We start from the raw sequence: 20,089 nt of genomic DNA on the forward strand, positions 1-20,089 counted from the left end.
GAAGGCCGCCGATCCCGCCGCGCCGGGGCGGGCCGGGCGCGCGCGTCCCGCGGCGGTCGAGGCCCCGGCGGCGCGCAGCCCGCGGGCGGGGCTCGCGCTGCTCATGCCTTCGGCCCTGCTGCTCGACGCCCCCGCCTGTCTGGCGCCCACGGCGCTGGCGCAGGCCCTGTGGCAGGCGCTCGATCCCGAAGACTGGGCCGATGCCGCGCAGGACGGCGCGCTTCAGCGGATGCTGCCGGTCGAGCCGCGCGAGGTGGATATGGCGGCGCCCCAGCCCGATCCGCCCCCGCGGCTGCTGCGCGGGCTCGCGCCCGAGGCGTTTCGGGTGATGGAGGGCGCCGACCCCGCCCGCCGCTGGTCGGCGCTGCTGATGGCCGATCTGGCCAGCCGCCTGCGCGGGCTGCACGGCAGCTCCCACCCCTACCTGCGGCGGCAGTTCCTGCAGCGGCCGGGCCTGTTCGACCGTGGCCCCGACCGGCTGACGGTGCGGCTCGATCCGCTGCCTCTGGGGATCCTGCTGCGGATGGCGGGGCTGACCGGGCCGCAGGGCCGGCTGCCGCAACCGGGCCTTCCCCGGCTGGTTCTGCAGATCGGGGGCGAGCCATGAGGGACGAGGCGCGCCCCTTTTCCGATCCTGCCGTCTGGCTGGAAGGCGCGCTTCAGCTTCTGGCGCTGCGCCTGCGCCACGAGGTCGCCCTCACCCGCGCGCTGCGGGGCGAGGACCGGCGCGAGCAGTTCCTCGGCCTCTTTCTCAGCGACGCCGAGGCCGAGGCGATGCTGGACGAGATGTCGGGCCGGCTTGCGGCCGCGGGCGGGGTTCCCGCGCTCGATGCGGTGATGGCGGCGTGGCACGACCATGCCGCCCTGCGCCGCCGCGAGCCGCTGGGGATCTGGCCGCGGCTTGCGCAGGCCTTCGGGCTGGCCGAGGCCGAGCTGGACCTGCTGGTGCTGGCCGCGGCGCCGGCGCTCGATCCGCGCTTCGGGCGGGCCTACGGCTATCTTGGCGAGGACGTGACGCGCCGCCACCTGACGCCCGCGCTGGCGCACCGGCTGCTGCCCCACCGGCTGGATGCGCTGACGCTGCGCCGGATGCTGGCGCCCGCCGCGCCGCTGCGGCTGTTCGCGCTGCTCCGGCTGGACGAGGCGGTGCCCCGGATCGAGGCGCCGCTCGGGATCGACGAGGAGGTGGTGGATCTGCTGCTGGGCGCGCCGCCCCGGCCGCCGGGGCCGGTGCTGCCGCTGGGGCAGGGCGGTGAGACGGGCGCCGTGATCGTGACCGCAGGTACCCCCGACGCGATCTCGACCGCCGTGCTGGATCTGGGCGAGGCGCGCGGCTGGGCCTTGTGCCTGCTGCCCGAGGACGGCCGGTCCGACCTGCTGGCGGCCCGCATTCGCGCCGCGCGGCTGGCCGGCGCGGTGCCCGTGGTGCCGGATCCGGCCGCGGGCGCGCCCGAGCGCGCGGCGCTCGCGCCGCTTCTGGCCGAGGGCGCGGTCCTGATCACCCCCGACGCACAGCCCTGGCAGGAGGCGGGGCTGCGGGCGGACCTGATCGACCCCGTGGCCTGCGAGCGTCGCCACGCCGTCTGGAAGGCGCGGCTGCTCGGTTCCGCCACCCTGACGCAGGCGCGCCATGCCGACCTGCTCCGCCTGGCGCGGAGCAAGGCGCGCGACCCGCGCCCCGACGCGCTGCGCCACAGCGCCGAGGCGCAGGCGACCGCCGCCCTGACGCAGCACGCCCGGCGGATCGCGACGCGGCAGGGGATGGAGGATCTGGTGCTGCCGCGCCCGACGCGCGCGGCGCTGGAGCGGCTGATCGACTGGCAGACCCACGGGGCGCAGGTGCTGGGCGACTGGGGCCTTGGCGCGCTCTTCGGCAAGAGCCGCGGAACGGTCGCTTTGTTCAAGGGGCCCTCGGGCACCGGCAAGACGATGGCGGCGGCCATCGTGGGGGCGCGGCTCGGCCTGCCGGTGTTCCGGGTGGACCTGGCCGCGATGGTGTCGAAATACATCGGCGAGACCGAGAAGAACCTCGAGAGGCTGTTCCGGGCCGCCGAAGGGTCGGACGCGCTGCTGTTCTTCGACGAGGCGGATTCGCTCTTCGGCCAGCGGTCCGAGGTCAGCGACGCCCATGACCGCTACGCCAATCTCGAGACCTCGTACCTGCTGCAGCGGCTGGAGAGTTTCGACGGGCTGTCGATCCTCGCCACCAACCTGGCGCAGAACCTGGACGCGGCCTTCCTGCGGCGCTTCGACCATGTGATCGAGTTTCCGATGCCGGGCCCGGACCTGCGCCGCGCGCTGTGGGAGCGCGGGCTGCGCTCGTCGGCGCCCATCGCGGCCGATCTGGATCTTGGCGCGCTGGCCGAGCGGTTCGAGATGACCGGGGCCGAGATCCGCAACTGCTGGCTTGACGCCGCGCACCGGGCGGCCGCGCGCGGCTCGGCCGTGGGGATGGAGCTGATCCTGCAGGCGGTGGCGACCGAGCTGCTCAAGCAGGGCAAGGTGCTGAAGAAGGCTGATTTCGGCAGCCACTATGTGCGGGCGCGGGGAGGGGCGGGATGACCGACTTCGACAGCGAGATGATGCGCGAGGACAAGCCGCCCTTGCCGCTGCCCGCGATGAAGGAGCCGCTGCGCGAAGGGCCGCGGGTGCTGCCCGCGGACCCTGCGCTGATGGCGGCGATGGCTGCGGCGCGGCGCCCCGAGCCTGCGGCCGAGCCGCTGCCCGCGCGCGAGGAGCTGCGCGGGGCCGGGACGGCGGGGGAGCGCGAGACGGCGGGCGATGCGCGGCAGGCACCGCAAGCCGATCGTGCGCCCGATGCGCGGCGGCAGGAGCCGGAGCCCGATCGCTCGGCCGAGGCCGAGGCCCGGCGCCGGCGGGAACGGATGCTGACGGGCGCGCTGGCCGGGCTGCTGCAGGGCCCCGAGGCTGCCCGCCTCGCGCCCTTGGTCGGGGCCTTCGAGGCGGCGCCGGCCTCCGATACGGCGCTGGCCGCCGATGCGCTGGTGGCGCTTTACCTGCGGGCCGAGGCGGATCTGCGCCGGAGGCTGCGGCCGGTTCTGGCCAGCCTCGTGCGCGCGGCCCCGGCCTCGGCGCTTGGCCGCGCGCTGGGGGCGCGTCTGGGGGCGCTGGCCATGCCCGGTGCGGCGCCGCCGCCCGCGCCGCCACCCCCCGCACCGCCGGAGTAGGGGCATGGTCCAGCGCGCCTCCAGCGGACGCCCCCCGCCGTCGCCCGAAGGCGCTCCGCCCGCACGCGACCGGGCGCCGGCGCAGCGCGCGCCGGATCGGGCGCCCGACCGCGGGCCCGATGCCACGGCCGGCACGCCCGCCGCGGTCTTCGGGCTGCTGCCCGAAAGCGCGGGCTTCGTGGCCCGGCTGGGGCCCTCGGGCTGGCAGCTCGGCGCCGCCTTCCTGACCGGCGAGCCGGTGCCGCTGCGCGACCTGCCGCAGCCCGTCCCCGGCCTGCGCATCGACACGGTGCAGTGGCGCAACCGGCAGCTGCGCCTGCGGGGCGGGCTGTCGATCCCCTATCTGGACGATGCCGCCTTCGAGGTGATCGTGGATCGCGAGGGCCGGGCCCGCATCTCGGGCTCGGCGACCAAGCGGCTTGCGCTGCCCGCGCTTGGCAATCCGCGCCTGACGATCGCGATGGGCGAGACCGGCGCGCTGTCGGGCGAGCTGACCTTTCGGGACCTGTCGCTCCTGCCCTCGGGTCTGGGGCGCGGCGCGCGGGCCACCGGGTCGGGCAGCATCCGGTTGCGGGACGGGCGCCTTTCGGGCGACGGGTCGGCCGAGATCACCTATCAGGATCTGGGCAACGGCAACGTCCGCTTTGCCTTCACCGAGGCTGGAGCCTTCACCGCAGAGGGCACCTTCCGCATCACGCCGCCCTTCGTCAACGAGGTCAGCGGCGATCTGGCGGCCGACGAGGCCGGCAACCTGACCGCGAACGCGCGGATCGGCGTGGGCGACATGCGCACCAGCCTGCCGGGCCTGTCGCTGACGGGCGGAACGCTGACGCTCGGCTACCTGAACGGGCGGCCCTCGGGCGGGATCGAGGGCTTTGCGGCCACCTACGCGGGCCTCGGCTCGGTGACGCTGGAGCAGGCCACGCTCGCCGCCTCGGGCTTTGCCGGAACCGGGCGCTTCGCGCTCGAGGTGGCGGGGCTGAACGAGGCCTCGGGCCGGGTCACGATCCGCAACGGCCGCGTCTCGGGCCTGTTGCGGCTGGGGGCCGATGCCTTTCCGGCCGGACTGCCGGTGCGCCGCCCCTCGCTGACGGTGCGGCTGGCCGAGACGGGCCGCGTGGGCGTCGATGGCTCGGCCACCGTCGATCTGGGCCCGGCCGGCACGGGCAGCTTCTCGGCCGCCTATTCCGAGACCGGCGCCTTCAGCTTCGGCGGCGACGTGACCCTGACCATTCCGGGCCTGACCACCGTGACCGCCCGCGTGGGCTACGCCAACGGCGAGATCTCGGGCGAGGTTCAGGTGCCGGTGAACACGCAGCTTCTGCCCGGTCTCGACGGCTCGGTGACGGTGCGCTACGCGCAGAACCGCTGGTCGGGCGAGACCACGCTGAACTTCGCGGCCGACAACGGCAAGCTGTCGGGCACCGTCACCGTCACCGTGGCGCAGACCGAGGCGGGCGCGCTGGAACTGGGCGGCGAGGGGCGGGTGACGGCCCAGCTTGCGCCGCGCCTGCAGGGCACGCTGACCGCGCGCATCCTGCCCGAAGGGGCGGTGGACATCTCGGGCGTGATCGAGGTGACCGAGCCGCTGGAGCTGTTCCCCGAAAAGCGGATGGACCGCGAGCTGTTCCGCTATGCGCAGAACATCCCGCTCTGGGCGATCCTCGTCGCGGTGATCCGCATCCGGGCGGGCGTGCGCGCGGGCGTGGGGCCGGGCGTCTTCCGCAACATCCGCGTCGAAGGCTCCTACACGATCGGCTCGGCCGAGGCCGACCCCTCCTTCACGATCTCGGGCGAGCTGTTCGTGCCGGCCTTCGTCGAGGGCTATGTGGCGATCGGCGCGGGGCTCGGGCTCGACGTGGTGCTGGGCGAGCTGACCGGCGGGATCGAGGCGGTGGGGACGGCGGGCCTTTACGGCGCGATCTCGGTCGAGCCGGCGCTGACCTACGCCGATGGCGACTGGGGCATCGAGGGGGTGGCCACGCTGGCCGCAGGGGCGCGGCTCAAGCTCGGGCTGAACGCCTGGGCCGAGATCGAGGCGCTCTGGGTCACGGTCTGGGACAAGCAGTGGAAGCTGGCCGAGGTGGTGATGCCCGTCGGGCCGGATCTGGGGCTTCAGGCGCGCATGTCCTACAAGTTCGGCCGCCCCGAGCCTCCGACCATCGAGATGACCTCGTCCGAGATCGACACGGCGCGCCTTGTGCAGGATGCGATGCCCAAGGACGGGCCCGCCCCCTCGGGCGCGCGGGAGGCGTTGCAGAACAAGGCCGAATGGAAGGGCCAGCTGCAGGCGCAGCGCGCCGCCGCGGTGCCGCCCGAACAGGTGGCGCAGCAGGCCGAGCCCGCCACCCCGCCGCCCGCCCCGCCACGGCCGCCGAAGGCCGCGGGGGGGCCGCCGGCCGCCACGCCCGCCGCGGGGCCCGCGGCCCCCGCCACGGCGCAGCAGACGCAACCGGGCGCCAGCCCGAACGAGGCGAACCTGCCCGCGCGCAGCGACGCCGTGGACCGGGCGGCCGCGCCCGACAGCAACATCCCGGCCGCCGTTCCCGAAGGCTCGCTGCCCGGGTCCGACCAGCCGCGCTATCCGCATCCGATCACGCTGAAGATGCTCGACGAACCGCCGGCCCCGATGCCGCGCACCCTCTCGCAGGAGGCCGAGGATGTCGCGGCCGCCAGCCGCATGGTCGAGCTGGCCAGCGCGCAGGCGACCGACAGCGACGCGCTCGACAACTACTTTCCGCGGATCAAGCAGCGGTTCGGTCTGGTCTCGCTGGGCTACGAGGGCGACTTCCAGCGCGGCTTTGCCGTGGTCGGGCGGATCAACCCGGAGTTCAAGCGCCGTGTGGCCGAACCCCTGAGCGGGACCGGGCTGCCGGGCGCGCTGGCCTCGGGGCATGTCACGAAGATCGTCCACGAGCACAGCCAGCTGGGCGGCGCGCAGGTCGGGCTGACGATGCGGGCCCGGCCGCTGGGGCCCGACCACCAGCAGGGCTCGGGGCCCACGGGCCAGGACGCGCTGATGGCGCAGCTGCCGACGGACCCGCGGATCTATTCCGACACCGCGCAACGCTATGTCCGCGGCCACCTTCTGAACGATCACATCGGCGGGCTCGGGCATCCGATGAACCTCTTTCCGATCACCGCCTCGGCCAATGCCCAGCACGAAAGCGCGGTGGAATCCTACGCCAAGGACTGGGTGAACAACCGCAAGCTCTGGATCGACTACACGGTCGAGGTGAAGGCCAGGCCCGAACTGAGCCGGGCGACCGGAGGGCTGAAGAAGATCGACGCCGTGGTCGACGCGACGGCCGCGGCGCTCGACACCAACCTCGACCGCATCCCCAACCTCACGCGGCATGTCACCATCGCCTCGACCTACCGGACCGCCTCGCAGGCCGAGGAGGGCGAGCTGAACGACTTCACGCAGGCGCTGGTCGATCCGACCGCGGCGGCGCTGCAGGCCGAGCGGCCGCAGGATCAGGCCCTGACGGCCCCGCGGTCCTCGCGCGAGACGCCGACCAGCTTCCCGCCGCACATCGGCGCCGCGATCGCGGCCGCCGTGGTCAAGCTGGGATCGCGGAGCCGCGTGGCGGCGGTGCTGCAGGATCATCCGGGCTTCGGCGATGTCTCGGAGGAGGTGCTGTTCGAGGTCTATGACCGGATCGGGACGACCGGCGCCACGGTCGATTTCCTCGGCTCGCCGGCCGAAAGGGGCGTGCTGACGCGGATCATCAACGCCTGGGGCGGCAAGGACGGCATCGGCGCCCGGCTGGAACGGGCGATTGCCTCGGCCGGGTCGGGCGCTGGCCCGTGACGATTTCTGCAAACGGTCACGGCCCATGATGAAGGACGCAGCGAATTGGAATGCCCTGAACGTCAGCCCCGGCATCAAACGTGCCGCAGGAAACGGGATTGCGCGGCAGCGTCATGGGCGGCGGCTTGACCCGCGGCAGGTCAGTGCGTGGCGTTCCGACATTACGAGTCGGAGTGTATTGTTCGTGGTCCGGTCCAGGTTTCCGGGGGTGGTGGCCCGCCTTCGGACATGTGCGACGGCGGTGGTCCTGACCGCAGGTCTGGCGGTGCATCGGACGCCTTGGCGACGGAGATCGCCAAGCGGCCTTAAGCGCCGGCAGGTCGGTCCTGCGCCGATCTCCTGCACAACCATGACATGCTCGCGCCCATCGGGTTCAGCCCGGGGAAGAGCCTCAGAGCCCGGCCCACCGCATTTCACGCAGCAAGATCAGATCTTGACTGCCGCGATCAGGATATCCCCGCGGGAGATCAGCGGTCAGGCTGCGCCGAAGGATGCCAGGACCGCACACTCCCGCAGATGGCCTTGCACCGGCGCTCAGGGACTCGCCTCCTGCAGCTTTCGGGCCTCTATGATCCCGCTGTAGGCGCGGATGGTCGTCGGCACGAAGTCCTTCGCCTCACCGCCGGCCACCAGCCGTGCGCAGGCGGCATCCGTCTCATGGAGCCGTGCCGTCAGGGGAACCACGGTGTCACGGACGGGCTGCGGAACGTTGCGGCTGATTACCAGCGGTCCCTCGGGGATCATGCGCGACTGCCAGAGCATCACGAGATCCGACATCCGGACCAGCCCGGCGCTCACGGCCTTGCGCAACGGCCCCGAACTGAACCCCTCGTCCCAGGAACCCACACCATCGCCGGAACTCACCCCGGCGTCGTATTGACCCTGAGCTACGCCTACGATCGTCTTCTCATGCCCGCCCGAAAAGGGGGTGGCGGCAAAGAAACGCGAGAGATCCCCATACTTCGCCGAAAGCTCCGCCGCGGGGATCAGGTAGCCCGAGGTCGAATCCGGCTCGCCGAAGGCGAAGGTCCTGCCGCGGGCATCCTCCATCGACCGGATGCCCGAGTCCTTGCGTGCAAAGGCATAGGAGAAATACCCGGTCAGCCCGGACTTGTTCTGCTTGGTCAGGGTGACGTCCACCGCATCGGGGTTGGACAGATGGATCTTGGCGAAGGACGAGGCCCCGAGCCAGGCCATGTCGACCGCGCCCTTGAGGAACCCGTCGATGACGCCATCATAGGTGGGGCTGGTCACGAGCCGTACCGGAACCCCGAGCGCCTCCTCGAGCTTCGCCCGGTAACACTCGTTTGCAACGACGGCCGCCTCGGGGGACTCACCCCCAGCGAGACCGAGGCGGAATTCGGTTATGTCCCCCGCGGCGAGCACCGCCTCCGGTGCGGCCAGGACCAGGAGCAGCCCGGCCAGAAGCGGGATCGGCAGCCGGGCGCGGAGGAGCGTGGCGGCGCCACGATTGCGGTCATGCGGCGTCATGGCGGCGGAAATCCTTGTCGAGCATGTCGTCGGAGGCACCTTTTTCCATGTCCAAGGCGAAGCCTCCGGGTGCTTTCGCTTTGGGTGTTGCCTTGAGGTTCGGGGTGGCCCGGCGAGGGGATCGAGCCGGACCCTCGACATGCACGGCCGACCCTGCTGCCGGTGCCTTGGAGGTGGCGGTTGTCGCCTCCAGACGGAAATGGGTCATCGTTCGCTGCAGTTCTTCGGACTGTCCGGAGAGGACCTCCGCCCCGGACGCCAGTTCAATTGATGCCGACGTCGTCTGCTGCGTGACCGTATCAAGCTGCTGGATGGCCGTGGCCACCTGCTGCGCTCCCAGCGCCAGTTCGCGCGAGGCCACCGAGATGCCGCTCACGAGGTTGGAGGTGCTCTCGATGTCGGGCACGAGTTCGCCGAGCATCTGGCCGGCAGCGGTCGCGGTCTGGACCGTGCGCGTCGAGAGAGCCGAGATCTCACTCGCGGCGGTCTGGCTGCGCTCGGCCAGCTTTCGGACCTCGGAGGCCACGACCGCGAAGCCGCGCCCATGCTCGCCGGCGCGTGCGGCCTCGACCGCGGCGTTCAGCGCCAGAAGGTCGGTCTGACGTGCGATGTCCTGGACGACGTTGATCCGCTCTGCGATCGCCTGCATGGCGGAGACCGCTTCGGCCACCGCCGTCCCCGAGGCGCGCGCCCGTTCCGCCGATTTCCGGGCCATGATCTCGGTCGCACCGGCATTGTCCGCTGTCTGCTTGATGTTGGCCGCCATCTGCTCGACAGAGGCCGAGGCCTGCTCGGTGGCCGAGGCCTGTTCCTGCGCGCCCTGCGACAGTTCTTCCGACGTCGCTGCCATCGCAGAACTGTTGGCGGTCACCTGCTGCACCGATGCGCCGACGGTTCCGACCACCTCGCGCAGTTTCAGGATCATGCGGTTGTTCGCGGTCAGCAGCCGGCCGATCTCGTCGCGGCCGCGTAGGTTCGAAGTGGCGATCAGGTCGCCGTTGGCTACCCGTTCGCTCAGAGCCAGCGCCTCGCGGAGGCCACGCACGATCGAGCGGGTGATCAGGAAGGCCGCGATCGCCCCGGTCACGATGGCCGTCCCCACCGCGATCAGCAGGTCGCGCAGCGCCGTGCTGTAGGTCTGTTGAGACGCGTTGACAGCCGCGGCAACGTCGGCCGCCTGATGCTCTCGCAACTCGCTCAGGAGGCGCGACCTTTCGGCACGGCTGCCGCTTGCGGACGGGTCGTGCAGGACATGTGCGGCCCCGCCGAGGTCGAACAGCTTCGACCGCTCCAGCGCGGCGTCGTTGCGCCTGTTCCCCTCGATGTTCAGTTCGCCGATCCGGACAAGCTTCGCCCGCTCGGCCTCACTGGATACCAGCGCCTGAAGCTCCGCGAGGAGGGAGTCCCGCTCATTTCGGGCGGCAAAGACCGCCTTTTCGAACTTCTCGAGCTCTGCATCCTCGGTCGCCACCATGTGATCCCGGAGTGCTGCGGATTCCCGCTGCTGCTCGGCCACCATCCGCTCGACAAGAACCGCAGCGGGGAACTCGACCTGCGCCAGAGTCTCGATGCGGGCATTCATCGCCTGCAGGCGCTGGAGCGACAGGCCGGTTGCGATCAGGAAGAGCGTGAAGACGAACAGAAAGGCGAGGGCGAGCTTGATCTTGATGGACATCGGGAATGGCAACTCCTGCGAAGGCACGTGCGATGATGCTGGCTATGGGCGCCGGCCGACGGGCAGAGTCGGCCCGTGCGTCGGATGGGCGGGATTGAAGGGACGTGGAAAATCGCAGTCGCTCTTCCGAACAACATCTCCCACTTCCGGATCAGGTATCCGGGAAGATCGTCAACAAGGGCTGAAGCCGGCCGCTGGCGGTGCTTTTCCGCCGCCCGGCCATGATCGGCGCGCGAAGTTGCATAACGTCAGCGGCATCAGGAGCAGCCGGCCGTGCGGTCCACATCAGGATTCAGGCCTCGATACTGATACAGCTGGTCCTGAGAACGAAGTTTGGTCACATCAAGTTGGCGTCGCTCTGATCCGGCATGCAGTGGTCTCTAGCGTAGCTCTGTCAGAAATCTGATCCGGGAATTCGGGTCTTGATGCCATCTTAAGGATGTGTGGCCCCAGATGCGGTTCCAAGGCTGCCCCAATTGATATCCGAACCGTGGCCGCGACCAGCGCGTTGGCACAGAGCAGCCCGATCACGGTCGGCGAGGCTTGAGATCAGGACCAGGCACATCTCGTTCGTGCGGCGTCACATCCGATACGAACTGGTCGCCAAGCGCTACCAAGAACTTGTCCGCAAGAGGAACCCTCTGCGGACGCAGAAGCAGGCGCTGGCGTCCTTGGGCGTCGCGGGAGTTCGCATCTACACCGACCACGGCCTGACCGGGACGAGTCGCGCCCGGCCGGGTCTCGATCAGGCGCTCGCCGCCGTCCGGGAGGGTGACACGCTCGTGGTCTCCAAGCTCGATCGCCTGGTGCGGTCGGTTCCGGATGCCCGCGCCATCGCCGACCAGCTCGCCGCCAAGGGCGTGAGGCTTGCGCTGGGGGCGGTGGGTTCACGATCCCACGGACCCGATGGGCAAGATGTTCTTCAACATCCTCGCCACCTTCGCGGAGTTCGAGGCCGGCCTCATCCGCGTTCGGACGCGAGAAGGAATATCCCCAGCGCGAGCTGGATGGCCTTCGCGCATTGGCCTCATCCGCGCGCGGACGCGAGAAGGAATGGCGATCGCGAGGGCGCGGGGCAAGCTGCCCAAACTATCGGAAAAGCAGCCGAAAGAGCTGAGGCGCATGCATGGCTCACGGGCTGCGCTATCCGGCAAGCTACTGGACGCGACCGGACGGGTCAGGCGGCGGCGGTCAGGACGTGGTTCAGAAGGCCAGCGGCAAGCAGGATCATGACAGCGCCCACCAGCAGGTCAAGAACGCGCCAGGCGAGCGGCCGGGCGAACAGCGGCGCGAGCAGGCGGGCACCGAAGCCGAGGGCGGCGAACCAGGCCAGGCTGGCGATGCCCGCGCCGGCCACGAAGGGCCCATGCGCGCCCACGGGCTGCGCCGCCCCGACCGATCCCACCAGAAGCACGGTGTCGAGGTAGACGTGCGGGTTGAGGAGGGTGAAGGCGGCCACGCGGGCCAGCGCCCCCGCCCGCGTCAGCGCCTCCCCCCCGTTCTCGGCGACCAGCCGTGCGGGGTGCCACGCCCGGCGCAGGGCCGACAGCCCGTACCAGCCGAGGAAGGCCGCGCCACCCAGCGACAGACCCGTCACCAGCGCGGGCGCGCGCCCCAGAACCGCTCCGAGACCCGCCACGCCTGCCGCGATCAGCGCCAGATCGGCCAGCGCGCAGAAGGCCACGACCACTCCCACATGTTCGCGCCGAAGCCCTTGCCTCAGGACAAAGGCGTTCTGCGCGCCGATGGCGACGATCAGGCCGAGGGACAGGCCGAAGCCGGTGAGGAAGGGCGCGAGGTCTGGCATGACGGCTTTCCTGCCGCGGGTGGCGGGTGTAGTCCAGTTCAGGATGCTAATGCTGATGAAGCGGAGCTAAGGATGCTGGACTATCCGCTGTTGGCCGCCCTTGCCGCCGTGGTGCGCGAGGGTGGTTTTGACCGGGCCGCGGCCGTGCTGGGCGTGACGCCCTCGGCCGTGTCGCAGCGCATCCGCGCGCTGGAAGAGCGGGTGGGCGCGACGCTGGTCGTGCGCAGCCAGCCGCCGGTGCCGACCGAGGCCGGAGCGCGGCTCTGCGCCCATGTCGAGCGCGTGCGTCTGCTGGAGAGTGAGCTGGCCGACCTGCCCGCGCTGGCGGGACCGGAGGAGGGGCCGGCGACGCTCCGGGTGGCGGTGAACGCGGATTCGCTCGGCAGCTGGTTCCTGCCCGCCGCGGCGCGCTTCTCGGCGGCCACGGGGGCACTCCTCGACCTTGTGCTGGAGGACGAGGAGCATACCGCGGCGCGCCTGCGCACGGGCGAGGTTCTCGCGGCCGTCACCGCCGATCCGACACCCGTGACCGGCTGCCGGACGCGCGCGCTCGGCGCCCTCCGCTACGTCGCCAGTGCGAGCCCCGCATTCCTAGCCCGGCATTTTCCCCAGGGGGTCAACCCCGCAGCCCTCGCGCGGGCGCCCGTCCTGCGGTTCGACCGCAAGGACGGGTTGCAGGCGCGCTGGGTGCGCCAGACGTTCGGGCACGAGCTGAAGGCGCCGACTCATTGGGTGCCTTCGACGCAGGGATTTCTCGATGCAAGCCTCGCGGGGCTCGGCTGGGCGCTGAACCCGCTGCCGCTGGCGGCGGGGCATCTCGCGGCGGGCCGCCTGGCCGAACTCGTGCCCGGGCGCCCTCTGGACGTTCCCCTGCACTGGCAGCACGCCCGACTGGGCGCGCGCCTTCTCGAGGCGCTGACAAGGGAGGTGGCGGCGGAAGCGCGTCGTCGCCTGTTCATGACCGCGTGAGGCAAGCCGGTCGGCTAATGCGAATTATGTTGTGTGATGAAGGCTGCGGCCTTCTCCCGCGGGGTCGGGTATGCGGGGGCGTTCTCCGTGCGGCAGGCAGAGGGCTTACCGCAGGCGCAGGCGCCATGACAGGTCGAGGCCCACCTGGCGGCTGTCGAAGAGATCCACGGTCGAGTCGGTCTGCACATATTGCACCGACAGGTCGAGCCGGGGCGTGATCTGCCGGAACAGGGCGAGCCCGAGGGTCCGATCCCTCTGCCCGATCCCGAAGACCTGCCCGCCCGAGGCGTGCGAGCCCCAGAGCGACAGGCCGGTGACGGCCCCGCCCATGCGCCAGCGCAGTTCGGCAAAGGCCTCCAGCCGCTCGACCGTCTGGTCCCTGACCGGACGTCCCAGATCCAGGCCGAAGCGGGTGGCGGCGCCGGACCAGACCGAATGCCATTCGAGGCCGACACGCGGCTGGCCCATGCCCGGCCTGCGACGCTCGCCCAGTTCCATGCGGATCTCGTGATAGCTGCCGGGGGCCGCGAACAGCCGCGAGACGGCCACGGACCCGTCGCGCTGTTCGGACTGGCTCAGGCTGCGGTCGCTCTCGGTCTGCCGCAGGCACAGGTCGAGGAAGGTCCAGCCCGTGACGTGATTGCCGCTGCAGAGCAGGAACCGCCGGTCGCGCCGCTCATAGCCGCTTTCGCGCGCGCGCGAGATGGCGCCGTCCAGTTCCGCCTGCAGGAACCGGCCCGTCCCCCAGGCAAGGCGCGCCTCGCTTTCGAACCGGAGGCCGGCCGTGGCGCCCGCGCGCGCGACATAGGCCGGGTCGATCTCAAGCCAGCCGCCGCCGAACTCGATCCGGCGGCGGCTCACGCCCCCGTTCAGGTTGGGCGACCAGCCGAGCGTCGGACGCAGCGAAGCCTCGGCCAGCACCCAGGCGAGGCCGGGGCCTTCGTGGTAGAAGCCCTGCGCGATCATGTCCGCCTTGAGCGATCGGATGCGCGCCATGGGGCTCGCCCCGTCGGCCAGCGCCCGGCCGTGGGCCAGGATCCGCAGCCGCTCGGACACGACCAGATCGCCGCTGCGCCCCAGCTTGTAGCTCTGGGCGCGCGCCTCGGCCACCCCGAGCATCAGGACAAGGATCCACGCCCCCAGCCACCCCCAGGGCGCGGCCCGGCACTTTCCCCGGACCATCAGCGGTAGTTGAGCTGGCTGCCCCAGAAGATCCCGTCGGATTTCAGTCGCTCGCCATCGGCGCTGAAGACCCCCGAGGTCGTCATCCTTTCGTTCAGCCGCTTGAGGCTGTCTTCGGTGCCGCTGATGCTGCCGCGCAGGTGGCCGCGGGCCGTCAGCGTCTCGCCTCCGACCCGCGCGGTCTGGGTGATGGCGCCGCCGAAGGTGCCGGTCACGATGTTGAAGGCCAGATCGTCGGCGAGGATCTGGGTCTCGATCTGCGACGTGTCGTTGACGCCCGTCCGCAGGTTGATCGCGGCCGTGCCCTTGTCGAAGTCGATGGTCAGGTTCTCGAGATCGCCCTTCCCGGTCAGGACCCCGCCGCCGTCCACGCTCGCATAGACCCGGAAGCTGCCCGTGCCGCGGAAGTAATACTTGCCGCTGCCGACCGGATTGCCGGCCTTGTCCACATTGTCGAAGGGCGCCTGGTCCGCGGTCAGGCGCAGGACCTTCACGACCTTGCCGCCGTCCTTGCCGCTCCCGTCCATCCGGGCGATGACCTCGACGAAGACCGAGTCGGGAAAGCCGTTCTCCGCCTCCTCGATCAGGCTGCGGTAGCCCGCGGGCGAGGCGGGATCGGCGTCGTCGAACTGGCCAAGCGCGTCGCGGTCGGCCTGTCTCGTGGCGTTGTCGATGCGGACCCGGCTGTAGCCGTTGTGGTCCGTGACGTAATTCTCGATTCCCTCGGTCACCACCTCGCGGCCGGGAAAGTTCGGCTCGGGCTGGCCGCCGCCGCTGCCGCCCCCACCGCCGCATGCGGCCAGGCTGCAGCAGACCGCCGCCCAGAGCGCGGCGCGCACCCCCCTGCGGGCCGCCGGTCGTTCGTCCGCCATCCTTGCCGAGATCATCTGAAATCCGTCCCTTCCGCCTTCGGATCGCCCCTGCCGCCGGCAGAGGCTCCGCCGGGGCCCGGCCATCTGGACCCCCGGACGGCTCCGGTTGCAAGCCGGCATGAGAATTTCCTGGCCGATCGTGGCGAACTTGCCGGCATGAGAAAGACGGCCCCCCGGCCCCGTCGCCGTTTTCCGGGCTTGCCGAGCGCGCCGCGGCCGGGTAACCCGCGCGCCCTGCCGCAGAGGAAGACCGCCATGAACGACACGCTCGCCCTCGACTTCGGCACCTCCAACTCGGCCGCGGCGGTGCTGGAGGAGGGTCGGCCCCGGCGGATCTGCCTCGCGGGCGAGGGCGAGACGCTGCCCACGGCGGTCTTCTTCCCCGCCGATGGCGGGCCGATGCGGATCGGGGCGGCCGCCGGCGCGGCGCTGGTCGCAGGCGACGAGGGCCGCTACATGCGCGCCCTGAAAAGCGTGCTCGGCGCGCCGCTCCTGCAGGAACCGCGCCTGATCGGCCGCCGGCGGCGCAGGCTGGCCGATGTGGTGACCGAATTTCTGGCCGAGGTGAAGCGGCGCGCCGAGGCCGAGGTCGGCCGTCCCCTGCCGCGCGTCCTGTCGGGCCGGCCGGTGCATTTCCACCCAGACCCCGACCGCGATGCCCGCGCCGAGGCCGATCTGCGCGCCTGCTACCGGGCCGCGGGCTTTGAGGAGGTGGCCTTCCTCTTCGAGCCCGAGGCGGCGGCGCTGGCCAGCCACGGCCTCGGCCGCGAGGGCGAGACCGGCCTGATCCTCGACATCGGGGGCGGCACCTCGGATTTCACGCTGTTTCAAGGCGAGGAGGGGCGCTGCCGGATCCTCGCCAGCTACGGGATCCGGCTGGGCGGCACTGACTTCGACCGCGCGATCTCACTTTCCCATGCCATGCCGCTTCTGGGCAGCGGCGGAGAACTGCGCCGCGAGTTCGGACCCGGCCGCCTGCCGATGCCGAACGACCTCTATCTCGATCTCGCCACATGGGAGAAGATCCCCTTCCTCTACACGCGCGAGACCCGTCAGGCCGTGGCCGGGCTCGCGAAGCGCGCGGTCGAGCCGGGCAAGCTCGGCCGTCTGGCCGAGGTGCTGGAGCATGAGTTGGGCCATGATCTCGCCTTTGCCGTCGAGCGCGGCAAGATCGACGCCAACGCCGGCCGCCCCGGCGCGATGATCCGCATGGGCCGGATCGAGCGCGGGCTCTATGCCGAGATCACCGGCGCCTCGCTGGACGCGGCCCTCGCCCGGCATCGGGACCTGATCCGCGACGCGGCGGCCGAGACCTGCCGGAAGGCCGGGGTCGCGCCGTCGGACGTGGCGGTGGTGATCCTCGTCGGCGGGTCGAGCCTGATGCGTCTGGTGGCCGAGGAGGCGCGCGCGCTCTGCCCCGCGGCCCGGATCGAGAGCGCCGAGGCCTTCACCGCCGTGGTGGACGGGCTGGCGCTGGCGACCGCCGGCCGCTAAGCGGGGTCGGCCGCGGGCCGCGCGGGACACCGGGCACAAAGCGCCGGCAGCACCAGAACGGCCGCGGATCGGGCGCCACGAGCAGCGCCCCCTTCCCCATCCGCATGCCAGGGCGAAAGCCGACACCGGCCTCCGGGATCCGTCCCGACATTTCGGGCGCCACCGTCACGACCGCCCCAGTCATTCGGGAAACCCGGCCGTGCATAATCGTGTGCCGGCGGTGAACCAATGGCGTTTCAGTCGGACGTGCGGACCGGGTGCCACCGTGCGGCATCGGCTGCCTGTCGGGCCGCAGGCGCCCAAGGGTCAGCGCCGGGACAGATAGTCGGCCGCGACATAGCCGGTCAGGCGCGGCGCCTCGACCAGCGAGACCCGGCACCAGCGTTGGCCCACCTCGGTCACGCACCCGTGGCGCACGAGGGCCGTGCCATCCGGCAGGCCGAGGAGAACACGATAGCCCAGCCCCGGCCCGGCGCGGAGCTTCAGAAGCTCGCCTCCCGCGCGTTCGACGGTGACCCGGCTGCCCATGCCGCCTGCGTCGCCAGCGCAACCGGCCACGAGCAGAATGGCTGCCAGCACGGGACGGAACATGTAACGCATGACGGACCCCCTTTGCCCGATCCGGCGGGCTGCGACCTGCATGTGGACGAGAAAGCCCCCCTCTGGCAAGGGTCGCCGCGCCCGGAGGGGCCGAAAGGCGATACCTCCAAAGAACCGTTGTCACGCAGGCCATCCGTGCCCTTCCATTGCGCAGGCCGGACCGGTTTGCCGGGATGCGCGGTTCGAGGGGGGGTTCAGCGATGGCCAGGACACGGGCAGCGGAGGTCGATCGGGACCGGCGGACCGAGGTTCTGCTCGAGCGGTTCGCCGAACATTATCCGATTTACCAATATGCCTTCGTGGAGTTCGTGGTGGACCATCTCACCGATCTCGCGCGCAGCTTCGAGGGCGATCTGCAGAAGATGCTCCTGCTGGCGGTGATCGGCCAGCGCCGGCTGCGGGCGATCCGCGAGGCCGGAGGCGACCCGCGCGCGGTTCCGGCCGAGCGGATGTCGGTCTCGGCCTCCCGGCTGGCCGATGTGACCGGGATCCCGCGCGAGTCGGTCCGGCGCAAGCTGGCGCGGATGGAGGAGCGGGGCTGGATCGCGCAGGCGGCGGACGGGGGATGGTTCATCCTCGCGGACGAAAGCGGGACGGACACGCGGGTGCGCCGCGACCTCGCCGAGGTGGATCTGAGGTCACGCCGCCGCGTCGCCCGACTCGTCGCCGATCTCGAGGCCCTGTGCGATCGCCCCGGCGGCTGAGGCGTCTCAAGGCCGCAGGGGTGCCCATTTTGGGCAGGTGCCCCCTCAGCGGTTGCCCGAAGCCGTGCTACCTCTTGACGCGCCAACCATCGTCATGTTCGGGGGAACGTCGGTATGTTCGACCCAGGTCTCTTCAGGCTGGATGGGCAGATTGCGCTGGTGACGGGCGCCGGAGCCGGCATCGGCCGCGGCATCGCCGAGATGTTCGCCGGCGCGGGCGCCTCGGTCGTGGTCAGCGATCTCAGGCAGGACACGGCCGGATCGGTCGCCACGGCGATCAGCGACGCCGGCGGCCAGGCGGTCGGGATCGCCTGCAACGTCACGCGCGAAGAGGATCTGGAGGCCGCGGTCCAGGCGGCGGTCGATCGGTTCGGCGGGCTCACGATCCTTGTCAACAACGCCGGGGGTGGCGGGCCGAAACCCTTCGACATGCCGATGGAGGAGTTCCGCTGGGCCTACGAGCTCAACGTCTTCGCCCCGTTCCGGCTGACACAGCTGGCCGTGCCGCACATGGAGGCCGCGGGCGGCGGTGCGGTGCTGAACATCTCGTCCATGTCGGGCGAGAACAGGAACCAGCGCATGGCCTCCTACGGGTCATCGAAGGCGGCGATCAGCCACCTGACCCGCAACATCGCCTTCGACCTCGGGCCGAAGAACATCCGCGTCAACGCCATCGCGCCGGGCGCGATCCGCACCGACGCGCTGGCCACCGTGCTCACGCCCGAGGTCGAGGCGGCGATGCTGAAGCACACGCCCCTCAAGCGGCTGGGCGTGCCCGCCGACATCGCCGCGGCCGCTCTCTACCTCTGCTCGCCCGCGGCGGCCTGGGTGAGCGGGCAGATCCTGACCGTCTCGGGCGGCGGCGTGCAGGAACTCGACTGACCCGGCCCTTACCCTTCCCATCCATCGCCGAGGACACGCCATGAGCTTCGACGCCTTTGCCGAATTCCGCATGGACGGCCACACGGTCATCATCACCGGCGGCGCGCAGAACATCGGCGCCGGGATCGCCCGGACGCTGTCGGGCGCGGGCGCCCGGGTCATGATCGCCGACCGGAACGGCGACATGGCCCACGAAACGGCCGCCAAAATCGCCCGCGAGACCGGGAACGACTGCCGCGGCATGGCCTGCGACGTGACGGACGCCGCGGACATCGATGTGGTGGTGAAGGAGACGGTCGCGGCCTTCGGCGGCATCTCGACGCTGGTCAACAACGTGGGCTGGGGCGGGCGGCAGCCGGACCCGGCCGCGATCCCCGAGGACGAATTCCTCACCTCCTACAAGCTGAACACGATCAGCGCCTACCGCATGAGCATGGCCTGCCTGCCCTGGCTCGAGAAGGCGAAGAACGCCTCGATCACCAATTCGGGCTCGTTCTCGTCGGCGGTGCCGGCCAGTGACATCCTCCCCTACGCGACGGCCAAGGCGGCGCTGAACCAGATGATGGTCTCGCTCGCGCACATGCTGGCCCGGCGGGTCCGCGTGAACTCGATCCTGATCGGGACGGTGATCACCGAGGGCTATGCCAGCGCCGGGATCACGCCCGAGATGCAGGAGCGGATGATGCATCCCGACAACCTGATCGGGCATCCCGGCCGGCCGCAGGACATTGCCAACGCCATGCTCTGGCTCTGCTCGCCCGCCGCCTCCTGGGTCAGCGGGCAGACGATCAACGTCCATGGCGGCGGCACCGTGGTGCGCCTGTTCGGGTCGTGAGGTGGGCCGTCGCGGCGGACCGACCCTCGCCGCGGCCTGCGCCCTTGTGCTGACGGGCGCCGCGGCGCTGACGCAGGACGCCGGGCCGGGCCAGTTCGGCCCCTCGGTCCTGCCCCTGCCCGAGGCCGCGGTGGGCCAGCCGATCCAGCGCGCATCCCGATGTGGCAACGCTCGATCTGAGCCTGCGCGGCAAGCTGGTGGTGCCGGTCGCCGTGCGGCTTCGAAATCCGGGATGCCCTTCGTGCTCGGCTCGGCCTGCGCCTCCACGGGCTTTGACGGCGGCGAGGCTCTGGCGAGCGCCGAGAGTGTCGGCAAGCCGGTCCACCCGTGGCGTCTGCTCGACGCCTTGGGGCGCGCCGTCGGGTTGGCGTGAACGGCCACCCTGCTCGCGCGCGGGATCTGGGCGGCGTTTGCGGCCGACTGTCTGCGGGGGGCCATTGGCGGAACGTCACGGCCCGACCCTTCGCGGTTGCCGCCGACCGATACCCCATGGATACTCTGCAAACAAAACGGGCGGCCATAGGCCGCCCGTCCATGTCGATCCGAAGATGGTTCGATCAGGCGAGAACGAGGTTC

17 protein-coding genes and 1 pseudogene are annotated in these 20,089 nt (G+C 71.3%); 12 read left to right on the forward strand and 6 right to left on the reverse strand.

Annotated features, from left to right (window positions below):
• The 4 genes from FG154_RS21115 to FG154_RS18370 form a co-directional block, all read left to right on the forward strand.
• The coding region (locus tag FG154_RS21115; RefSeq protein WP_222120575.1) for a hypothetical protein at nt 1–607 on the forward strand (607 nt) is incomplete at its 5' end.
• On the forward strand, nt 604–2,562 hold the full coding sequence (locus FG154_RS18360; protein ID WP_145111096.1) for an ATP-binding protein: 1,959 nt from the start codon (nt 604–606) through the stop codon (nt 2,560–2,562). The genes FG154_RS21115 and FG154_RS18360, both read left to right, overlap by 4 nt.
• Nucleotides 2,559–3,188 (forward strand): hypothetical protein, encoded by a 630-nt coding sequence (locus FG154_RS18365; RefSeq protein ID WP_145111099.1) that lies wholly within the window; start codon nt 2,559–2,561, stop codon nt 3,186–3,188. The genes FG154_RS18360 and FG154_RS18365 overlap by 4 nt, the downstream gene beginning before the upstream one ends.
• Before the next feature lie 4 nt (nt 3,189–3,192).
• Nucleotides 3,193–7,002, forward strand: coding sequence for a translocation/assembly module TamB domain-containing protein (locus FG154_RS18370; protein WP_246100423.1), 3,810 nt, complete (start codon nt 3,193–3,195; stop codon nt 7,000–7,002).
• 534 nt (nt 7,003–7,536) lie between these two features.
• Here FG154_RS18370 and FG154_RS18375 read toward each other — a convergent pair.
• Nucleotides 7,537–8,493: a phosphate/phosphite/phosphonate ABC transporter substrate-binding protein gene (locus tag FG154_RS18375; RefSeq protein ID WP_080517500.1), complete on the reverse strand. Its 957-nt coding sequence runs from the start codon at nt 8,491–8,493 to the stop codon at nt 7,537–7,539.
• On the reverse strand, nt 8,480–10,168 hold the full coding sequence (locus FG154_RS18380; protein ID WP_101342014.1) for a methyl-accepting chemotaxis protein: 1,689 nt from the start codon (nt 10,166–10,168) through the stop codon (nt 8,480–8,482). The genes FG154_RS18375 and FG154_RS18380 overlap by 14 nt, the downstream gene beginning before the upstream one ends.
• Before the next feature lie 572 nt (nt 10,169–10,740).
• Here FG154_RS18380 and FG154_RS21775 point away from each other — a divergent pair.
• Together FG154_RS21775 and FG154_RS21780 are read left to right on the forward strand one after the other, a co-directional pair.
• Nucleotides 10,741–10,989, forward strand: a pseudogene (locus tag FG154_RS21775) (recombinase family protein); the annotation flags it as partial.
• A 94-nt stretch (nt 10,990–11,083) separates the two neighbouring features.
• A complete protein-coding gene (locus FG154_RS21780) occupies nt 11,084–11,401 on the forward strand; it encodes a hypothetical protein (RefSeq protein ID WP_281282090.1) in 318 nt (105 codons plus the stop codon).
• Here FG154_RS21780 and FG154_RS18390 read toward each other — a convergent pair.
• Nucleotides 11,346–11,975: a LysE/ArgO family amino acid transporter gene (locus FG154_RS18390; RefSeq protein ID WP_145111102.1), complete on the reverse strand. Its 630-nt coding sequence runs from the start codon at nt 11,973–11,975 to the stop codon at nt 11,346–11,348. The genes FG154_RS21780 and FG154_RS18390 overlap by 56 nt on opposite strands.
• A gap of 72 nt (nt 11,976–12,047) precedes the next feature.
• On the opposite strand from FG154_RS18390, the gene FG154_RS18395 reads away from it, so the two are divergent.
• A complete protein-coding gene (locus FG154_RS18395) occupies nt 12,048–12,944 on the forward strand; it encodes a LysR family transcriptional regulator ArgP (protein WP_145111105.1) in 897 nt (298 codons plus the stop codon).
• Nucleotides 12,945–13,049: 105 nt separating this feature from the next.
• On the opposite strand, the gene FG154_RS18400 is transcribed toward FG154_RS18395, so the two are convergent.
• Complete coding sequence (locus FG154_RS18400; protein WP_246100425.1) at nt 13,050–14,126, reverse strand: lipocalin; 1,077 nt, start codon at nt 14,124–14,126, stop codon at nt 13,050–13,052.
• Nucleotides 14,126–14,998 (reverse strand): viral aspartic protease, encoded by an 873-nt coding sequence (locus tag FG154_RS18405; protein ID WP_246100427.1) that lies wholly within the window; start codon nt 14,996–14,998, stop codon nt 14,126–14,128. Before FG154_RS18405 ends, FG154_RS18400 begins: the two co-directional genes overlap by 1 nt.
• 255 nt (nt 14,999–15,253) lie before the next feature.
• On the opposite strand from FG154_RS18405, the gene FG154_RS18410 reads away from it, so the two are divergent.
• Entirely contained in the window at nt 15,254–16,492 is a 1,239-nt protein-coding gene (locus FG154_RS18410) for an Hsp70 family protein (RefSeq protein WP_145111110.1), read from the forward strand.
• A 306-nt stretch (nt 16,493–16,798) separates the two neighbouring features.
• Here the strand turns inward: FG154_RS18410 and FG154_RS18415 are convergent, their stop codons facing one another.
• On the reverse strand, nt 16,799–17,092 hold the full coding sequence (locus FG154_RS18415; RefSeq protein ID WP_101342019.1) for an SH3 domain-containing protein: 294 nt from the start codon (nt 17,090–17,092) through the stop codon (nt 16,799–16,801).
• 200 nt (nt 17,093–17,292) lie between these two features.
• Here FG154_RS18415 and FG154_RS18420 point away from each other — a divergent pair, with 200 nt between their 5' ends.
• From FG154_RS18420 to FG154_RS18435, 4 genes are all read left to right on the forward strand, one after another.
• Entirely contained in the window at nt 17,293–17,796 is a 504-nt protein-coding gene (locus FG154_RS18420) for a hypothetical protein (RefSeq protein WP_011911124.1), read from the forward strand.
• 114 nt (nt 17,797–17,910) lie between these two features.
• Nucleotides 17,911–18,678: a 7-alpha-hydroxysteroid dehydrogenase gene (hdhA, locus tag FG154_RS18425; RefSeq protein WP_101342021.1), complete on the forward strand. Its 768-nt coding sequence runs from the start codon at nt 17,911–17,913 to the stop codon at nt 18,676–18,678.
• Nucleotides 18,679–18,718: 40 nt separating this feature from the next.
• A complete protein-coding gene (locus FG154_RS18430) occupies nt 18,719–19,513 on the forward strand; it encodes an SDR family oxidoreductase (RefSeq protein WP_145111113.1) in 795 nt (264 codons plus the stop codon).
• Nucleotides 19,476–19,886 carry a hypothetical protein gene (locus FG154_RS18435; protein WP_145111116.1) on the forward strand — a complete coding sequence of 137 codons (411 nt, stop codon included), beginning with the start codon at nt 19,476–19,478 and terminating at the stop codon, nt 19,884–19,886. Before FG154_RS18430 ends, FG154_RS18435 begins: the two co-directional genes overlap by 38 nt.
• Nucleotides 19,887–20,089: the final 203 nt, after the last annotated feature.

The sequence above is a fragment of the Cereibacter sediminicola genome (assembly GCF_007668225.1).
GTDB classification, from domain to species: Bacteria; Pseudomonadota; Alphaproteobacteria; order Rhodobacterales; family Rhodobacteraceae; genus Cereibacter_A; species Cereibacter_A azotoformans.

Coding starts and splice junctions, on each gene's coding strand:
- FG154_RS18430 (WP_145111113.1), top strand. CDS start 18,719: ATGAGCTTCGACGCCTTTGCCGAATTCCGCATGGACGGCCACACGGTC.
- FG154_RS18395 (WP_145111105.1), top strand. CDS start 12,048: ATGCTGGACTATCCGCTGTTGGCCGCCCTTGCCGCCGTGGTGCGCGAG.
- FG154_RS18370 (WP_246100423.1), top strand. CDS start 3,193: ATGGTCCAGCGCGCCTCCAGCGGACGCCCCCCGCCGTCGCCCGAAGGC.
- FG154_RS18400 (WP_246100425.1), bottom strand. CDS start 14,126: ATGGTCCGGGGAAAGTGCCGGGCCGCGCCCTGGGGGTGGCTGGGGGCG.
- FG154_RS18390 (WP_145111102.1), bottom strand. CDS start 11,975: ATGCCAGACCTCGCGCCCTTCCTCACCGGCTTCGGCCTGTCCCTCGGC.
- FG154_RS18415 (WP_101342019.1), bottom strand. CDS start 17,092: ATGCGTTACATGTTCCGTCCCGTGCTGGCAGCCATTCTGCTCGTGGCC.
- FG154_RS18435 (WP_145111116.1), top strand. CDS start 19,476: ATGGCGGCGGCACCGTGGTGCGCCTGTTCGGGTCGTGAGGTGGGCCGT.
- FG154_RS18365 (WP_145111099.1), top strand. CDS start 2,559: ATGACCGACTTCGACAGCGAGATGATGCGCGAGGACAAGCCGCCCTTG.
- FG154_RS18420 (WP_011911124.1), top strand. CDS start 17,293: ATGGCCAGGACACGGGCAGCGGAGGTCGATCGGGACCGGCGGACCGAG.
- FG154_RS18380 (WP_101342014.1), bottom strand. CDS start 10,168: ATGTCCATCAAGATCAAGCTCGCCCTCGCCTTTCTGTTCGTCTTCACG.
- FG154_RS18410 (WP_145111110.1), top strand. CDS start 15,254: ATGAACGACACGCTCGCCCTCGACTTCGGCACCTCCAACTCGGCCGCG.
- FG154_RS18405 (WP_246100427.1), bottom strand. CDS start 14,998: ATGGCGGACGAACGACCGGCGGCCCGCAGGGGGGTGCGCGCCGCGCTC.
- FG154_RS21780 (WP_281282090.1), top strand. CDS start 11,084: ATGTTCTTCAACATCCTCGCCACCTTCGCGGAGTTCGAGGCCGGCCTC.
- FG154_RS18375 (WP_080517500.1), bottom strand. CDS start 8,493: ATGACGCCGCATGACCGCAATCGTGGCGCCGCCACGCTCCTCCGCGCC.
- hdhA (WP_101342021.1), top strand. CDS start 17,911: ATGTTCGACCCAGGTCTCTTCAGGCTGGATGGGCAGATTGCGCTGGTG.
- FG154_RS18360 (WP_145111096.1), top strand. CDS start 604: ATGAGGGACGAGGCGCGCCCCTTTTCCGATCCTGCCGTCTGGCTGGAA.